3 protein-coding genes are annotated in these 20,157 nt (G+C 49.7%); all 3 read left to right on the forward strand.

Annotation, left to right across the window (positions count from 1 at the left end; genetic code table 11):
* Position 1 precedes the first annotated feature (1 nt).
* From AUL54_RS18820 to AUL54_RS18830, 3 genes are read left to right on the forward strand one after another with little or no spacing between them, the layout of a single operon-like run.
* The gene (locus AUL54_RS18820) at positions 2-7,720 is read left to right on the forward strand and encodes a type I polyketide synthase (protein WP_060964831.1); all 7,719 of its coding nucleotides are present in this window, start codon (positions 2-4) and stop codon (positions 7,718-7,720) included.
* A 22-nt stretch (positions 7,721-7,742) separates the two neighbouring features.
* Positions 7,743-13,898 carry a type I polyketide synthase gene (locus AUL54_RS18825; protein WP_060964832.1) on the forward strand — a complete coding sequence of 2,052 codons (6,156 nt, stop codon included), beginning with the start codon at positions 7,743-7,745 and terminating at the stop codon, positions 13,896-13,898.
* Positions 13,895-20,110: a beta-ketoacyl synthase N-terminal-like domain-containing protein gene (locus AUL54_RS18830; protein WP_060964833.1), complete on the forward strand. Its 6,216-nt coding sequence runs from the start codon at positions 13,895-13,897 to the stop codon at positions 20,108-20,110. Before AUL54_RS18825 ends, AUL54_RS18830 begins: the two co-directional genes overlap by 4 nt.
* Positions 20,111-20,157: the final 47 nt, after the last annotated feature.

Below are 20,157 nucleotides of genomic sequence, written 5' to 3' on the forward strand. Positions count from 1 at the left end.
ATTGGCAGTTGCTACCGATCAGGTCAAAACGTTCCTGCAGAAAATCAGCCATACGAATTATATCGTCCGGGATCATCGCGTTCATCAAATCCGCGTCCTCCCGGGCGTGACTTTAATAGATATGCTGTATCGGCTCGCCGCCGGGTATCTCGGTGAACGGCCTATAGAATTAAGACAGATTATTTTTAAGCAGCCTGTTGTAACATCTGAAGAGTTTGATAAACACCTGTATGTCACCTTTACGCCGGCGCGTGACAGCTGGAAAGTTGAGATCACAAGCGAAAAAGCAAAAAACGGCACACCGCTTGGCGGAAAACGGGATGAGAATATGGAATGTCAGCTTTATTTGCAAAAAGACACGCCCCGGGCAAAAGAACTGAATATTGAAGCGTTCATAAAAAACGCAAGCCGAAAATGGGACATGCATGACATTTACGGAATTGCAAGAAGAAGCCATATTGAGCATGGCGAGTTTATGAAAAATGAAGGGGCCGTTTATCAGCTTCAGGATAAAGAAGAATTAATGGAGCTCAGTCTGAGTGATTTGGCTGAAGGATTCCGGGAGAAATTTAAGGCGCATCCGGCTTTTTTAGATGCGTCCACCCTTGCCGGCTCTTCCTTTGCATTGTCGGCCCAAAAGCAGAATGACACACCTTATATTCCTTTTATGATCAATCGTTTTTGCATATATCAGCCGTTTCCGAAAACGATTTACACTTATTCTGCGAAAAACAGCCGCACTGAAAGCGGCGCATCAGATAGCGAACCTGATTTTTATTCGGCTGACTTCACGATTTACGACAGGGCAGGGAACGTATTGGCCGAATGTAAGAAAATGACAGTAAAAAGGGTCAGACAAGCGAATATGATTACCCATCTGATAGACAAAGAGAAGCTGCCTCAGCAGAACAGAAGCGGCCGTGGAGAGCCCGAAAGTCCTGTTGTCGCAGAAGACGTGTCTGAACAGCAAACGCCGGAACAAAACATGGTGACTTACATAAAGTCGGAAATCGCCAGGTTGATCAATCGTCCGGCACAGGATATTGATGTGCGGAAAGGCTTTTATGATATGGGGCTTGACTCGGCGCATTTGCTGAAGCTTGTAAAGATATTAGAGCAGACTTTTCAGCAGCAGTTTTATCCGACACTGCTTTTTGAATATTCATCTGTCCGCCGCCTTGCGGATTACCTTATCAATGAAGCGGGCTGTGTGCTGAAAGATTCGGCCGAAGAACGGCATACATCAGACGCTGACATTGCTGATGAGGTTCTGTTTTTTGAACCCGCCTGGAAAGATCAGCCGCTGGAAACGGCGGTGCGGAACGGGCAAAAACACACCCGTCATCTCATTATCGCTGCCGATGCAGGATCCCGTCTCACCGATGAACTCGGCACATATTGCCCGGAAGCGGAAGTGATAGAACTAAAAAGGGAGCATGAGGTTGCAGATGAGCAGTTTGAAGCAGATGCCGAGCGCATATTTCGTATGCTCAAACGGGAACTGACAGACCATCCGAAAGAACATACATTGATTCAGCTTGTATGCGCCGCTGAGAATGGAGCGGCATTGTCTTCCGCTCTCGGGGCTATGCTGAAAACGGCACATCTTGAAAATCCGGCTTTTCGCACTCAGGTGATCACCTTCTGTAACAAGAATGAGAGATTGCCAAGTGAGACGGCCGCAATCATTAGAACAGAAGCAGACGGCTCTTATGCGGGCTGCACAGACATTCGGTATAAAGACAATATGCGGCAGATCAGATTGTTCGAACGTATTGAGAAACCGGGCGGGCAGACACAGTCTCCTTGGAAACAAAACGGCGTATATGTCATTACAGGAGGCCTCGGCGGTCTTGGATTTCTGCTTGCCCGTCACCTTGCAGAAAAAGAAAAGGTGAAGCTGGCACTCATCGGCCGTTCGCCGGAACAGTCTGAGAAGATCAGCAGACTGAAAGCATCGGGCGCAGAAGTTCTTTACGTTCAAGCGGACATCGGCAGCAAAGCCGAAACAGAGCGGGCATTTGCTCTGATTACAGAAACTTTCGGCCGGCTGACGGGCATTTTTCATTGCGCCGGTGTTTTAAAAGATCAATTTATCATCCAAAAAGACAGTTCTGACTTGAAGCGGGTGTTCCTGCCGAAAATCAGCGGCCTGATTCATGCGGACGAAGCTTCACGGCATGAACCGCTTGAGTTTTTCGCCGTATTTTCCTCATTCTCGGCGTTGGCCGGAAATGCGGGCCAGACAGATTACGCCGCAGCGAACGCTTTTATGGATGAATATATGAAATATCGCAATTGCAAAGCGGAAAAAGGCGAACGGGCCGGGGCTTCTATGACGATCAACTGGCCGCTTTGGGAAGATGGCGGCATGCAGGTTGACAGCTTGATGAAAGAGCTCATAAATGATGCAACTGGCACCAGCCCGATTCCGGCCGGGGAAGGGATGGCTTCACTTGAATATATGCTGCGTCTCGGCAAGCTGCAATCCGTTATTTTATACGGGAAGGAGCCGGCTGTAACTGAAAGCATGGCCCGATTGGTTCCGATGGCAGACAAGAACCGCTCTTCATTATCCCATGCAGCTGTCAAGAGAAGGAGCCGAAAACAAGAGAGACACACAGAAGAGCACGATATTGCGGTAATCGGATTGGCGGGAAGATACCCGCAGGCGGGAAGCATCGATGAATTTTACCAAAATCTGCGCTCAGGTAAAGACAGCATCACAACAATGCCGAAAGACAGATGGAAAGGTTATCCTTTCACATATGAAGCAGATCAGTTCTATCGTTACGGAGGATTTTTAGATCGCATAGACTGCTTTGATCCGCTGTTTTTCAATCTGACTCCGCGCCAGGCTGAAATGATGGACCCGCAGGCACGGCTTTTTTTAGAGACGGCTTGGGAAGCTTGTGAAGATGCCGGTTTTTATCAGGACAGAACGGCGCGCGGTCTATCTTCACAAAAGAGAAAACGCGTCGGGGTATTCGCAGGTGTGTTTTGGAGCCATTATGAGCTGTTCGGCGCTGAAATCACACAGCGGGGCACACCGCTGTCTATGGGCGTGACGCCTGCCTCTGTTCCGAATATCGTGTCTCACTGCCTGAACTTTACAGGACCGTCAATGGCTGTTGATACGATGTGCTCTTCTTCGCTCACATCCATACATTTGGCATGTGAAAGCATTAAAAGGGGAGAGTGCGAATTCGCCATTGCCGGCGGTGTTAATGCGGTCACACATCCGCATAAATATGCGTTTTTGGCGAATGCCGGATTTCTGTCTTCAGAAGGCGTCTGCAAAAGCTTCGCCGCCGGCGGTGACGGCTATGTGCCGGGAGAAGGCGTCGGCGCGGTGTTGCTGACAACCGTTCAAGAAGCGGAAAGAATGGGCTGTCCGATATATGGCGTCATAAAAGGCTCCGCTTTAAACCATGTCGGAAAAACATCCGGTTTGACAGTGCCAGATCCGGCATCACAGGCGGAAGTCATTACAGATTCTTTTCAGAGTGCCGGCGTTGATCCGGAGACACTGAGCTATATTGAAGCCCACGGAACAGGCACGTCTCTGGGTGATCCGATTGAAATTGAAGGGCTGAGCCGCGCATTCCGCAAATGGACAAACAAGAAGCGGTTTTGCGCCATCGGCTCTGCCAAATCAAATATCGGCCATTTAGAAGGAGCCGCCGGAATCGCCGGATTAACAAAGGTGCTTTTGCAGCTGAAGCATGGAGAAATCTTTCCGTCATTGCACGCGGACACGCTGAATCCCCATATTCCATTTTCGGACACGCCGTTTTATGTGGCGGACCGGCTGGTAGAATGGGAACGGCCGTTACATCCTGACCAGCCGAGAAGAGCGGGTTTAAGTTCTTTTGGCGCCAGCGGGAGCAATGCCCATTTTGTCATAGAAGAATATCTGCCGCCGCAGGCTGAAAAGAAATCGGTGAGTATACGGGAAGACGAGCCGGTTCTGTTTCTGCTTTCGGCAAAAAATGAAGAACGCCTATTGGAATATGTAAAACGGTATGACCGCTTTTTACGGGAAAAAGAAGTCGACCTTAAAGACCTGGCCTACACGCTTCAAGCTGGCAGAGAAGCGATGCCTGAACGGCTGGCATTTATCGTTACATCCGTTTGCGGCCTGCAAGCGAAACTGAAGGATGTGCTTGAACGGAAAACAGAAATTGAAGGGTGTTTCCGCGGACGTGCTCAAGATGATATGTCATCAAGTGGAATGGCCGAGCTTTTGAAAAACAAGCAATATTCCGGATTGCTCACTGAGTGGACAAAAGGAGCCGCCGTTGATTGGAGCCAGTTATACGAAGGAGAGAAGCCGAAACGGGTCAGCCTTCCTGTATATCCGTTCGCGAAGGAGCGGTATTGGGTGCCTGTGCCTGCGGATATCCGGAAACAGACAGACGAACCGGCGGAAAACCAAAAGATCATTCTTCAAAAAGACTGGAAGCAGCAAGATCCGGCGGAATCTGAAGCATTATCAGGAACAGTAATGATACTTGCAACTGATAAGACGAGCCGATTGGCCGATGCTCTTTTTAAAGGAAACGGCCATATTGAAACGATCCGCTTCATCCATCAGGCAAAAGACGGCGCCGATTATTACGCTGCCGCATCGGGGCGAAACCTTTACGGCAGAGTGCGGGAGTCTCTTAAAAACAAACAGATACTCGGGGTCATCGACATAACCGCATATGATGCGGAATATGAACGGCAGGAAGAGATAGAACACGGAAAGCTTGCCTTTTTACAGCAGGCTCTTGAATCATTCCGTCATAGAGGCGCTGTGTTCAGCCAAGTGACACACCGCCTCCAGCCTTTCAAGGAAAGTAAACCTCTGATGCAAGGGGCGAAAACGGCGGGGCTGTACCGGATGCTGGGCGCTGAGTATACCAACATCCATTCTTTTACGATAGATAGCGATTGTGAGATTGAGCATACAGAAGAATTAAGCAGACAGATTGAGACTGAATTTTTACAGCCGCGGGCCAAAAGCGGCAGTGAATGCTGCTACAGGCTGAATCGCCGTTATGTGCCGTTTCTGAAGCAGGGTATGAATGTTTCGGCGGCGCCTGAGCTTTCCTATTCGTCTGATGATGTGCTGTTAATAACGGGCGGATCGCGCGGGATCGGCGCAATTGCGGCGGAGCATGCCGTTTCACGCGGATGCAGGAAACTGGTCATCATGGGGCGGGAGCTGCTTCCCGATTCCTCAGAGTGGGCAGACATGAAAAAGGACGGCATACTCCCGGAAAAAGCCGAGCGGATGCAGAGGTTAGCCGAGCGGGGCGCGGAGATCCGTTATTACAGCGTTTCTCTTACGGATCAAAAGGGCCTCCGGAAAATGACGGACAGCATCCGCGGCACGATGGGACCGATTACCGGCGTTTTTCATTGCGCGGGTGCAATGGGAGAACACCCCGCTTTTTATAACAAAACCGAAACGGAAATCGAAAGCGTTTGCGCGCCGAAAGTAACAGGGCTTCGCGGTCTCTATGAAGCCGTTCAGAATGAGCCGCTGTCGTTTTTTATTTTGTTCTCATCCGTTTCGGGGCAGATCCCTTCGCTTGCTGCGGGGCAAAGTGACTACGCGATGGCTAATTCATTTATGGACTCATTTGCAAATCATCAAGCAGGTAAAGGGAACGTGTTTGTTAAAGCCGTTCAATGGCCCGTCTGGAAAGAAACCGGCATGGCTGAAGGCCTGCCGGAAACACCTGCTTATCAAAAATCAGGACTTTCCAGACTGTCTGCCGAGGACGGACTGAAGTTTTTAGATTACATCATATTAAACGGACAAAGCTGCGGAATTCCTTGTGTTCCCGAAGACAGTGAGGCTGATTTTGGTGATCTTTTGAAGGTGAAGAAATCTGAAGCTCCCGTGAAAAAAAGCATTTCCAGTGACCAAAAGGTGAAGGATACGATTCGCCAATGGGTGCGCACCGTTTTCAGCGAAGAACTGAAAATGACGGATGAGCAGATAAAAGATGATATGCCGTTTGATGAATACGGGATTGACTCAATACTCTTTGCGGAATTGGTTCAATCATTGCAAAAACGGATCAGCATAAAGTTAACACCGTCCTTAATGCTTCAATATCAAACGATTACAGAAATGGTTGACTATTTCGCAGTGCATCATGAAGCCGATTTTGTGACAAAAGAAAAAGGTTTCGTTCAAGACAGGGACCTCCAGCCTGATTTAACCGCCTCCGCTGAAGAGAGAACATCCATGAAGCCGAAAGCGGATACCGAAGACGTTATTGCCGTCGTCGGCATGTCCTGCCGTTTTCCGGGGGCGGGCGGAACGGATGCTTTTTGGGAGCTGCTGATGAAAGGGAACACCGCCATCCGGCCTGTCCCCGCATCGCGCTGGCATGCAACAGCACATACAAAGGATTATGCGGGGTGGATAGATGATATCGACATGTTTGATGCGGGCTTTTTCGGCATCTCTGAAAAAGACGCGGCAATTATGGACCCGCAGGCGCGGATCATATTAGAAGAAGCGGTTCATTCCGTTTATGATGCCGGGTACGGCCAAAAGGATTTGTCGGGCCGGAAAGTCGGCGTGTACATCGGCGGCAGGGCGCAGCCTTCAGCCGGTATGGAACATATCCTGCAGGCGCCTAACCCGATTTTGGGAGCGGGGCAAAACTATTTGGCGGCCAATATTTCACGATTTTTTAATGTCACAGGGCCGAGCCTTGTCGTGGATACAGCATGTTCCTCAGGTCTGATCGGGCTGTCCTTTGCAAAAGATGCCCTTTTGGCCGGAAGGATTGACGCGGCCTTAGTCGGTTCAGTGAGTCTGCTCTTATCTCCGTCCGCGCACCGGTTATTCGGAGCGCGCCATATTTTAAATGAGAACGGCGTGTTTCATATATTCGACCGTGAATCAGCGGGAGAAGTGCTCGGAGAAGGAGCGGGGGCGGTGTTTATCAAGCGATTGAGCGATGCGGTGCGGGACGGAGACCGCATTTACGGCGTCATAAAAGCCGTCTCGGTAAACAATGACGGCCGGACGCTCGGTCCCGGTTCACCGAATATAAGAGCGCAGAGAGACGTCATTCAAACTGCGCTTAATATGGCGGAAAAGTCGCCCGAAGACATTGGATATATAGAAGTGAACGGAGGCGGTTCCCCAATCGTTGATTCAGTGGAAATCAAGGCGCTCTCAGATGTCTATCAGCTGAACCGGAAAACGCTTCTGCCCTGCCGGATCGGATCGGTGAAACCGAATGTAGGGCATTTGCTTCTGTCTTCAGGTCTTGCGGGCTTCATCCGATGTGTGCTGAGCGTCTACCATAAGCGGATTCCGCCTTTCTTATCAGCGCGTGAGCCATTTGAACATTATGACTTTGAAGCGTCGCGTATTCATTTTAATCGTGAACCCGTTGATTGGCATTCAGAGAAGAAACCCCGCGTCGCAGCTCAGAGTTCATTTCCTGACGGCGGGACAAATGCTCATATCCTCGTTGAAGAATACAGAGGTGAAAGGCAGCGGGAACATCACCGAACGCCCCAGCCGCCGGAATTCAGAAAAAAACACTACCCGCTTTTGGGCGGCTGGAACAGCACGGAGAATGAAGCGGAAAAAACAAGTAATGAAAAAACGGATATTGCGGATCTTTTAAAGAGATATGAGAAAAAAGCAGAGACAAGCACTGCACCTGCAGACTCGTTTTGGCAGGTGACAACGTGACGTTTTTAAAAGGGGACTAACCATGAAAAAAACAGTGAATCTGCGCCTGACGGCAGAACATCCCATTATGAAAAACCATCTTGTTCACGGAGAATCTGTCATGCCCGGTCTGGCCTATATTGATATGCTGTATCAGCTGGCAAAGCAATGCCTTGATCTTTCATTCCGTTCCATCTGTCTGAAAAGGGTGACCATTTATCATCCTTTATCAGTGAAACGGTCAGAGCCGCTTGATGTGAGTGTCATATTCAGTAAAGAAAAGGAGTTCTGGACAGCCTCGATTTGCGGGGCGGATTCCGGGACGGTTTTCTTATCAGCGGAGGTGCATGAAGGAGTCTTCTCATCAGATAGGCGCCTTGACGCAGGGGAGAAAAAACAACAAGCCGCACTTCCGTCAGTCTCTTTGCATACAGTTTACGAAGCCGCGAGAAGCCGCGGACTGTCGCATGACGGGCTGATGAAATCGGAGGGAGAGATCTATGCAAATGAAGAGGAATGTTTCCTTGATATTCGGCAGTCTGATTCATGCCAGGAAAATCTCCCCGGCGCTCTCTTTCACCCCGCGCTGATGGACGGTGCCGCCATGGCCTCCGGCGTATTGCAGACAGCTGCAGGCGCCGGTTTGTTTTTACCGATTTATTATGAGTCGTTTATTGCCGCTGAGACCGTTACGGAGCGCTGTTACGCGGTGATTTCGAAAAAATCCGGCACACCTTCAGAAATGGTGAAAATGGATATTGATTTTTACAACCCCAGCGGTGTGCATATTGCTTCACTGCTCGGCCTGACAGCCAAAAAGGTGCGGACAGACCGGCAGCTGATACCAGGCGTTCAGCAGATGGAGGAAACCTTATACCGCATTTTCTCGACATACGCAGGCCGTCCTGTCACAAGAAATGATGCGCACACCGTGTTTTTTGAATTAGGGCTTGAATCGTCACAGCTTCTGGCCATTATTAAAGACATCGAAGGGGCGTTTGATCTGCGGCTGAATCCGACTCTGTTATTTGAGTGCAGCAGCATATCCGAACTGCTTGAAGACATAAAAACAAAAGGAACAGATGAATCTTCCGGCCTTGTCGCGGATGCAGCACCGGTTTCTGAAACGCAATCGGGCAGTCAGACATTTACCTTCTATGAACATGAAGCATTCCTTCAGGATCATCTGGTTTTCGGCAAACCGGCACTGATGGGTGCAGTGTATCCGTGTCTGGTGCTTGAAGCATCCGGAGCGTCTCATTCCGGCACGTATCCCGCCGAGCTGAAAGATATCCGTTTTACGGGAGGGCCCGTCACCCTGGAGCCGGGAGAGGCCGCACAGATTGACATTTCATTTACGGCAGAAAAGAGTGCCGAACGCTTTACCGCAAGCTGCACTGTCTCCGGTAAAGAAAGCCGGAAGACATGTGCCGAAGGAGAAATAAGCAGATATACAGAGGCACTCATAAAAAAATCATATGACGTTGAACAAATGAAGTCGCATGCACAAAAGGTGGCGCCGGATGTCATTTCCCGTCTGTACGATTCGGTTGCCGACTTCACGATAGGCTCGATGCTGAAAACGGTAACGGCGGGATACAAAATGAGTGAGAGCTCTTTTTTATTGCAGCTGGACTTATCAGGAAAAAAAGAAAAAGGCGATCTGCATCACTTTGCATTTGACCCGCTTATATTGAATTCTTGTTATATGTCGCTCGGTGAAGAAGAGTTGCAGCTGAAAAAGCGGATTCACGTCCCGCTCATGATTGAGAGGCTGACGCTTTACGGACCTGTCATGTCTGATACCGTCTATGTGGTGAATACAATCAAACATAAAAAAGACGGGTTTCTCTCATTTGATGCCGCAGTCCTCAGTCATACAGGGGAACAGCTGGCGGAATTGAAAAATGCGTCTGTGAAAGAAGTGCTTCAGCCAAATCGGCTTGAAAATGCGTCTTTTGCCCCGTCCGGGAATCAAAGCCGTCAGAAAACGAAAGGAAACCCGCTGGATATTGCCGTTGTCGGAATTTCCGGCAAGTATCCGCAGGCAGATGATATCGATGCGTTTTGGGATAATCTCAAACAAGGAAAGGATTGTATTGCCGAAATTCCGAAAGACCGCTGGAAATGGGAACATTACTTTTCCGAGGACCGGACGGCGCCGGGAGCGATCTACAGCAAATGGGGCGGATTCATTGACGGGATCGCCGATTTTGATCCTGAGTTCTTTAAGATTTCCCCACGTGAAGCGGAACACCTTGATCCTCAGGAACGGCTGTTTTTAATGCATGCGTGGATGGCCATGGAGGATGCGGGATATACGAGGACATCACCCGAACTGGGCCGTCAGGTAGGTGTGTATGCCGGTGTCATGTATCAGGAATACCCGCTATTCGCGGCTGAAGCGGGAGTGAAAGGACGGCATATCGGGCTCCCAGGCGGGATTTCATCCATTGCTAACCGTGTCTCCTATTTTTGTGATTTTCAAGGGCCGAGCATTTCGGTCGATACGATGTGTTCAGGTTCGCTGACTTCTTTGTACATGGCGTGCCGGGATCTGCGGGATCATCGGATTCGCGCGGCGCTTGCCGGCGGAGTGAATCTCACCGTTCATCCTAACAAGTACTTCATGCTGAGCCAAGGGCAGTTCATCTCATCTAAAGGACACTGCGGGAGTTTCGGCGCCGGGGGTGACGGCTATATTCCGGCAGAAGGGGTCGGGGTGCTGCTTCTTAAACGTTTAGAAGACGCCGTACAAGACGGAGATCGGATTTACGGCGTCATTAAAGGAGCTGCCATCAATCATGGCGGGAGAGCGAGCGGTTACACCGTACCGAACCCCAAGGCGCAAAGCGAAGTCATTTCTCAAGCTTTACAGGAAGCGGGGGTATCCCCGGGCCAGATCAGCTATGTGGAAGCGCACGGGACAGGGACGAAATTAGGCGATCCGATTGAAATCCGGGCTTTAACCGATGCATTCGGTGATGTTCCTGAAACATGTCTCATCGGGTCTGTCAAATCAAATATCGGACATGGGGAATCGGCAGCAGGCATCGCTGCTGTCACAAAAGTGCTGCTGCAGATGAAGCACAAACAAATCGCCCCATCTTTGCATGCAGATATTTTAAATCCGAATATCCAATTTGATGAAGGACCGTTTTCCGTCTGCCGTGAATTAACAGATTGGAAACGGATTTCAGCAGACGGAGCAGAACAGCCGCTCAGGGCGGGGATCAGCAGCTTTGGTGCGGGCGGTTCTAACGCGCATATCATTATTGAAGAATATGAGGCTCCTGTAAAACAAGCGATCAGCAGCCAAGAGCCGGCTGTCATTCTGCTGTCTGCAAAAAATGGGGAGCGTCTGACAGAATATGCGGAGCGCCTTCTTGCTTTTCTTCAAAAGAAGCATACGGATAAGCCGGACTTATTTGATGTCGCATACACTTTACAAGCGGGGCGGGAAGCGATGGATGAGCGGCTGGCTTTCATTGCGGACTCCCTTAAGGAACTGGAGGACAAGCTCAGATCGTACTTGGAAAATGAAAACGCACCGCATCTTTACAGGGGGCGGGCGAAGCGAAATCATGAGACAGTGGCTGTGTTTGAATCTGATGAAGATTTGCAGGAAGCCATGGTCAAATGGTTGAAAAAGAGAAAGTACGGTCATTTGCTGAACATGTGGGTGCAGGGAGTCGATGTGGACTGGAACTTGTTATATTCGGGACAAAAACCCCGGAGAATCAGTCTTCCCGCCTATCCGTTTGCAAAGGTCAGATGCTGGATTCAAGATGAAGCCGAGGCGGTTCCAAAAAGGGATGACGGCAAAACGGTGATCCATCCGCTGCTTCATGAAAACACATCCGATCTTTGGGAGCTGAAATTCACCTCTGTTTTTACCGGACGGGAATTCTTTTTCACTGATCACACAGTCAATGGGCAGAAGGTGCTCCCGGGAGCCGCCGTGATCGAAATGGTCAGGGCGGCCGTTGAGCGTGCCGCATACGCTGTGCCGGACGGACGTAAAGGAATGTATTTGAAAGATCTCATATGGATGAGGCCTGTTGTTCATAAGGGGACAGATGTAGAAGTCCATATCAGCCTTATCCTTAAGGAAAATGAAGACATTGAATTTACGATTTACAGCCTATCGGAAAAACCTGGGGGAGAACGGATTTTATACAGTAAAGGCACCGCGGTATCAGGAGAGATAGCAGCGGTTCCGTCAGTTCACTTAGAGGGCTGGCTGTCCGGCTGCAGCCAATCGGTTATGACGTCTGATGAGGTTTATCAGGCTTTCCGGCATGCGGGTATGATATACGGGCCGAGCCATCAAGGAATTGACCAGCTGATGATCGGAGAAAGGGGTGCTGCAGCCCGGCTGTCGCTGCCGGAAACGGCAGACAGTACCGCCGATCAGTTTGTCATCCATCCGAGCCTTCTAGATGCCGCGTTTCAGGCGTCACTGGGTGCCGGTTCAGATACTGCCGGAGAGACTCCGATGCTGCCGTTTTCCCTGCGGCAGGCAGAAATATTTCAGCCGACTCAGAAAACGATGTGGGCGCTTGTCCGCAAACAGAGCGATCGGTCAGATAACGAAGCGTTGACGCTGGATATTGATTTATGTGATGAAAACGGCGCTGTTTGTATGAGATTGACAGGCTTCTCCTGCCGGGCTGTCCGGCAGACAAACCAAACCGAAAGCAAACGGCAGGAAGTTCAGACGGCGATGCTTGCCCCTGTTTGGGACAAAACTTTCTTTTCTCTGGAAGAAAATCGAGCGGTTGATCAGGAACAATTGCTGATCATCGGAAAGCCGGGAAATACCATAAAGGCTGCGGCAACAATGTGGCCCCGCGCCCATCTGGAGGAGACGCCGGATCATTCAAGCGAGCAAACATTACGTGAATTGACAGCCGGGTATCAGGATATCCGCCATTTCTTATGGATTGCGCCCGATCGTTTCGCACCCGCATCCGTCAGTCAGGAAATGCTTGATGAGCAGGAGAATGGGGTGATTCAATGTTTCCGTTTCATCAAAGCGCTGCTGTCACTCGGGTATGGAAACCGAAACATCAGCTTTACGGCGGTCACCCGGCAGACACAGTCCGTGTATCTGGGTGATCTGCCGCAGCCTGAGCATGCAGGCGTACACGGTTTGATCGGTTCATTGGCAAAAGAATATCCGAACTGGGACATCAGGCTGATTGATGCAGAAGAAGGCAGTGATTCGTCTGAGATGAAAAACATCTGGAGCCTTCCTCCAGATCCGGACGGAAATGCTGCCGCGTACCGTAACGGAGCTTGGCACAAGCAAAAAACAGTCCGGGTGCTGACAAGTTCCGCTCCGCGTATGTCGTACAGAGAAGGCGGCGTTTATGCTGTCATCGGCGGAGCGGGCGGCATCGGAGAAGCATGGAGCAAATACATGATCACCCGTTACAAGGCACGGATTATATGGATCGGCAGGCGGCCGAAGGATCAGGAGATTCAGAGCAAAATAGACAGGCTGGCGCTATCAGGCCCCGCGCCGCATTATATACAGGCTGATGCTCAAGATGCGGCCGCGCTTAAAGCGGCCGTCCGTTCCGTAAGAGAGCAGTACGGCAATATAACGGGAGTCATCCATTCCGCGATAACGCTTGCCGACAAAAGTATGGCGAATATGGATGAAGCTTCTTTCAGAAACGCTTTTTCAGCTAAGGTGAATACGAGCGTCCGAATGATCGAAGCTTTTAAGGGAGAACCGCTTGATTTTGTGCTGTTTTTCTCATCCGTTAATTCTTTCACAAAAAATGCCGGGCAAAGCAACTATGCGGCAGGGTGTACATTTCAAGACGCCTTTGCCCGCCATATCGCTTCCTTTGTTGATTGTGAAGTGAAAGTCATGAATTGGGGATATTGGGGCAGTCTGGGCGTTGTCTCAGACCCATCTTACAGAAAACGGATGGAGGCGTCAGGGATCGGTTCTATTGAACCCGATGAAGCAATGGAGGCGCTGGAAGTCTTACTATCAGAACCGTTCAGCCAAGCGGCATTCATCAAAGCTGCTCCGCATGGCTTAGCCGCACTGACGAATCAAGATGCAATAACGGTTGTATCCGGCCCGGAGCCTTCATTTATGGAAAGCGTTAAGCGGCAAAATCCGGATCGGAATGAACGGCTTGAGACTTTAAAACGAGAAATGGAGTTGCGCATATGAACAGCCTTCTTTGCAAACTGCTATTTTACCAATTACAATCACTCGGTTTTTTCAGCGAGCCTGTCACCACAGCTGCAGCATCCATGCGGAACGCCGGCGTGATCGGAACATACGGCAAATGGCTGGAAGAAAGCCTGAATCTATTAAAAGAAAACGGATATATCGCGTATGACGGATACACGATCACTCTTCTCACGGATCAGCGTCCGGACGGCCACACAGTCTGGAACGAGTGGAATGCCCATAAACGCCTGCTTCCAAATGGGGAGCTTGCGCAAGCTGAATTGGCCGAGGCGACGATAAAAGCGATGCCTTCAATTTTAAAAGGGGAACGTCCGGCTACGGATATCGTATTTCCCGATTCATCAATGCGGCTCGTTGAAGGTGTTTATAAGCATAATCCCGTTGCGGATTATTTTAATGAAGTGTTAGCAGATTCCGCGGCCGCTTACCTGAAAGCCTATCTTACAGAACACCCCGATGCCGGCATCAGGCTGATAGAAGTAGGGGCCGGGACGGGCGGAACGAGCGCCATGCTGTTTACAAAACTGCAACCATTTGCAAGACAAATTGCGGAATATTGTTATACGGACGTTTCTAAAGCTTTTTTAATGCATGCCGAACAGGAATACGGACCTGATGTGCCGTATTTGACAACAGCCTTGTTTAATGCGGAGGAGCCTTGCGAATCACAAAATATCAAAACGGGTGTTTACGATATTGTCATCGCCGCCAATGTGCTTCACGCCACAAAAAATATCGGTTTGACACTGCGCCGTCTGAAAGCGCTCCTGAAATACAACGGGATGATTCTGATAAACGAAATCAGCGATCGTTCTGTTTTTACCCATTTAACCTTCGGGCTGCTTGACGGCTGGTGGTCCTATGAGGATGCTGAGCTTCGGATTCCGGGAAGTCCCGGCTTATATCCAAAATCGTGGGAGCGTGTGCTGCATTCGGAAGGATACAGAGCGGTTTGTTTCCCTGCTGAAACGGCTCATGATTTAGGTCAGCAGATTATCGCAGCTGAGAGTGACGGACTCGTCCGGATGCAAGGGATCAGAGACGGCAGAAAGCCATACGCCGCCCCGTCCGAAGTTTTCCGAAAGCCCGCACAGCCTGTTTCCCGCAGCCGCGCGCCAGAGGAGCATCAAGCTGTTAAGGCTGATGGGGAATCGGTCGCTTCCCATGTCCGCTCTGTCATCAAAACAAGTATTGCCGATGTATTAAAAATGAAAGAAGAGGATATTCAGGAAGAACTGAATTTCTCTGAATACGGCATTGATTCCATTTTAGCCGTCAATGTGATTAACGAGATTAATAAGCGATTGAATCTTACACTGCAGACAACGATTTTATTTGATTACTATCATGTGAAACTGCTGACCGGTTATATCTCGGCAGAATATGAAACCACCATAGCCTCATCTCTGGAGACCGAAAGAGAGAAAATCCGCCCGGCGCTTCAGGAAGAACGGCCTGCTGAAAAACCTTTGCAGACGGAAAGAAAGGAAAACGGTTATCAGAAACCGAAACAAGAACGTATGCCGCCTTCTTTCGCAAAGCCCGATGACTCGGGAATGTTCCGGGTTGTGATTGACAGTCCGGGCGGCATTGAAGATCTGGCGATTGCCCGCAGTGAAGTGCCCGAGACAAAAGGTGACGAAGTTCAAATAGCCGTCCGCGCCTTTTCTTTAAACTTCGGAGACTTGCTTTGTGTCAGAGGGCTGTACCCGACGATGCCGCCTTATCCGTTCACTCCGGGATTTGAAGCAAGCGGCGTCGTGATCAAGACAGGGAGGCATGTAACATCCGTCATTCCAGGTGATGAAGTGATTGTCGGCATGGGAGAGGAATTTGGATCTCAGGCGAATCTCATCACATGTAAAGAACATCAAGTCTATCATAAACCGGCCCGGCTGACCTTTGAAGAAGCATGCGCTCTTCCCACCGTGGCGGTGACAATGATAGACGCCTTCCGGAAAGCCGGACTTAAAAAAGGCGAAAAAATATTAATTCAGACCGCGACGGGAGGAACGGGGCTGATCGCGGTGCAAATGGCCCGGCATATCGGCGCGGAAATATATGCCACGGCCGGATCACAGAAAAAAATTGAGTATTTGCATTCGCTCGGGATCCGCAATACCATTTGCTATTTAGAAGAAGACTTTGAAACGGAAATCATGCGAATGACCGGCGGCCGTGGGGTGGACGTAGTCATTAATACCCTGGCCGGTGATGCCATGCAAAAAGGAATGAATTGCCTGGCGCCGGGCGGAAGATATATCGAAATTGCCATGACTGCGCTGAAATCCGCTAAATCAGTCGACTTGTCCGTCCTTCATAACAATCAATCGTTTCACAGCGTGGATTTGCGGAAGCTGTCCCTTCAAAATCCGGATCAGGTCAAGGACTATCAATTGGAACTGCAGCGGCTGGCGGAAGAGGGAGTCATTCAGCCTGTCATCTCAAAAATCTTTTCCTTTGAAGATATAAAAGAAGCGTATCACTGTCTGGATGACCGCGGAAATATCGGGAAAATCGTCATCAGCGTTTCTGAACCGTATCAAAGGACGTACCGCCCCAAACAAAAGGATCCGGCCGATACAGTAAAATCAGCAGCTGTGTTACCTGAAAAAGAACCGATCGCGATTATCGGGATGAGCGGGCGGTTTGCTGAATCGGAGAATGTCCATGAGTTTTGGGAAAACTTAGCCGCCGGACGGGACCTGATTAAAAAAGCAGACAGATGGGATCTCTCTGACAGCCAATGCCAGTATGGCAGTTTTATAGAGGGCATTGAATGTTTTGACCCCGTTTTCTTTAATATATCGGGACGTGAAGCGACCTATATGGACCCTCAGCAGAGGCTGTTTTTGGAAGAAACATGGAAAGCGCTTGAAGATGCGGGATATGCGGGAGACTCGGTAAGAGGCAGGGAATGCGGCGTGTATGCAGGCTCCTGCGGCGGAGATTACCAGGCCATTTTTAAACAGCAGGGGCCCGCGCAGGCTTTTTGGGGCAATCATAATTCTGTCACTCCGGCAAGGATCGCCTATCACCTTAATTTACAAGGTCCGGCGATCACTGTTGATACAGCATGTTCCAGTTCGCTGACAGCCATTCATTTGGCATGTCAGGGGCTCTGGACGAAAGAAACGGAAATGGCGGTGGCGGGCGGGGTTTTCATTCAATCCACTCCCGCTTTTTATCAGTCGTCAAATAAGGCGAATATGCTGTCACCGACCGGGCGCTGCCATACGTTTGATCAAAGCGCGGACGGCTTCGTGCCGGGTGAAGGCGTGGGAGCCGTGGTGCTGAAACGTCTTAGCGACGCCGCTAGTGACGGAGATCATGTGTACGGCGTCATAAAAGGCTCTGCAATGAATCAGGACGGCACTACAAACGGAATAACCGCTCCAAGCGCGCTTTCTCAAGAACGATTGGAGCGGCATGTCTATGATACTTTTCACATTGATCCGGAAACCATTCAAATGGTGGAAGCTCACGGAACGGGCACTGCATTGGGCGACCCGATCGAATTCGGCGCCTTAACGCGCGCTTTCCGCCGCTATACGGATAAAAAAGGATATTGCGCCATCGGCTCTGTGAAAACCAATCTCGGACATGCCGCTGCGGCCGCGGGGATGGCCGGACTGTTTAAAATCCTGCTGTCGCTGAAGCATCGGCAGATTCCGGCATCCCTGCATTTTCATCAAGCCAATCAGCATATTCAAATTGCGGACAGTCCGTTTTTTGTTAATGAAAAGCTGATACCGTGGGAACGGAATCCGGATGCACCGCGCAGAGCCGCCATCAGTTCATTCGGATTCAGCGGAACAAATGCCCATCTTGTTATTGAAGAGGCGCCGCAAACCGTGCGCCGGTCACCGGCAAAACCGGCCTGCCTCATTCCTTTATCTGCGCGGACGGAGCGTCAGCTGGAAATTCAGGCAGAACGCCTGCTGGATGTACTCAGCAAGAACAAAGATAGCGATCTGGGAAATATAAGTTATACCCTCCTCCTCGGCAGAAAGCATCTGCATCACCGGTTTGCCTGTATCATAAGCAGCGCGGACGAACTGAAGCGGGTATTATCGGAGTGGCTTGTAAAAAGAGAGCTTCCGAGTGTGTTTGTGTCCAATTTGAAGAATCAGAAGCCGGCAGAGGAAGCCGGAATGAAAACATTCGGAATGGAGTGCATTGAACAGTGCCGCTCGGCGGCTTCACCCGCACAGTACAGAGAAAGCCTGGCACATATCGCTGACCTTTTTTGCAGAGGATATGACCTTCCTTTTACACGGCTTTTTGACGGAGGGCAATATTATAAAACGCCGCTGCCTGCCTACCCGTTTTTAAAAGAAAGGTATTGGGCGGCTGATATAAACAGTTCTTTATCAGGTCAAGCCATGAAAAAGTCTGAAACGCAAACCGTTCTCCCGTCTTCGCCACAGCCTGAACATGAAGGACTGATTTCTCTGAGTCCTTTAACTGAGATCGAAATGACAGCGTTTGAACCGGAGACATTGCAAAAACCGATCGTGCTACAGCCTTTGGATTGTACTGGTTCTGTCCAGCAGCCAGAAAAAGCCGTTTCCGAAGACAATAGAACATTGCTTGAAGAATTGAGGATAAGCCTGGCAGATATTTTATTTTTGTCACCGGAAGATATTGATGCTGAAGAGCCTTTCATCGATATGGGGCTTGACTCCATTATCGGGGTTGAATGGATACAAACAGTAAATAAAACGTACCACACTGAGATTACAGCCAATAAGGTGTATGAACACCCGACGCTTGAGGAGCTTGCGGAATATATATCAGGGCAAATAAAGAAACCCGAGTATGCTGAAGCGGAGGAAACAGCGGTACGTCCGCAAATCCCGGAAGCAGAAACTCCCCTTGCCGGCATCTCTGACGGCACTTTGCGCAAAGAGCTCAAAGAAAGCCTTGCGGACATCCTGTTTCTGAAGCCGGAAGATATTGATGAGCATGAGGCATTCATTGATATGGGGCTGGATTCTATTATCGGTGTGGAATGGGTTCAGTCCATTAATAAAACCTATCAAGCGTCTATTACGGCAAATCTGGTCTATGAATATCCGACAATCGCAAAATTAGCCGGGTATCTGACCGGTTCTGTCCAAAAAGACACTGAGGAAGCACATGGGGAACATACGAAACAAAACGATATATCAGAAGAGACAGATGATCAAGAGCCGCCCGAGCTGATCTGTCTTAACCCGGAAGGAAAGGGAAGACCGATTTTCTGGTTTCATTCCGCGCTGGGGGCAGTGGAGCTGTACCAGCCTGTTGCCGAACGGACCGGGCGTCCTTTTTACGGAATTCAGGCAAGAGGATGGATGACAGACCGGGAACCGATCCGCGGCATTAAACACATGGCGGAATATTACGTTAAGCTCATACGTACCGTGCAGCCCCGGGGTCCTTACGATGTAGGCGGCTATTCATTAGGGGGTATGCTCGCTTATGAAGTCACCCGGCAATTGCAGCTGGCTGGAGAAACCGTTGAATCAATCGTCATGCTCGACTCCTTTGACTCGGCGGGTGCGCGGGAAATAAACATTCCTGATGAATTATTTGATAAAAATATGATGCTGCAGACGGTGAACATGGCTTTATTTGCACTAATTTATCAACATCCGGAACGCATTTCTGAAACCTTGATTCACCGTGATGAACTAGATGCCGATCTTCATGAAGACATATTTTTAGAGCAATTAATAGCAAAAGCCAAACAGCGGGGGTTAACGAAGACGGACGCGTTGGTGAAAAATCTGATCAGGCAGAATATAAACGTTCAGGACGCTTACGAAATCACTGATTACGAACTCCTGCCGCTTCCGGATCCGAACGGGGTGACATGCTATTATTTCCGAAATAAAAACGGTATTTTCTTGGGTGAGCTTGATCCGTATTTTACGATCAGGGCCGATATTTTATCTGCTGATTTCGTCAACTATTGGAGCCAGTGGGAAGAGTATATGACAAATATTGCCATAATGGATGTGGCGGTATCCAACCATATGACGTTATTGGCTGAAGACAGCGCAGCCGAAACGATTTCTGAATTTTGCGTCGTTTTATATTCGGCAGACGGAATGACAGAACACAGCTTCCTGCAGCTGCAGGAAAAGATAATGAACGTGCATGGTGAGATGCAAAAGCAGCCCGCCAAAACAAGACCGTAAATTCACATATCCGCCCGCCGGGTTTACTCGTAAGCTTTGGCGGGTCT

Source organism: Bacillus sp. SDLI1 (assembly GCF_001553895.1).
In the GTDB taxonomy this organism is placed as follows: domain Bacteria; phylum Bacillota; class Bacilli; order Bacillales; family Bacillaceae; genus Bacillus; species Bacillus siamensis.

What these genes read in the sequence shown, in the direction of transcription:
- AUL54_RS18825 (WP_060964832.1), top strand. Translation starts at nt 7,743, where the DNA reads ATGAAAAAAACAGTGAATCTGCGCCTGACGGCAGAACATCCCATTATG.
- AUL54_RS18830 (WP_060964833.1), top strand. Translation starts at nt 13,895, where the DNA reads ATGAACAGCCTTCTTTGCAAACTGCTATTTTACCAATTACAATCACTC.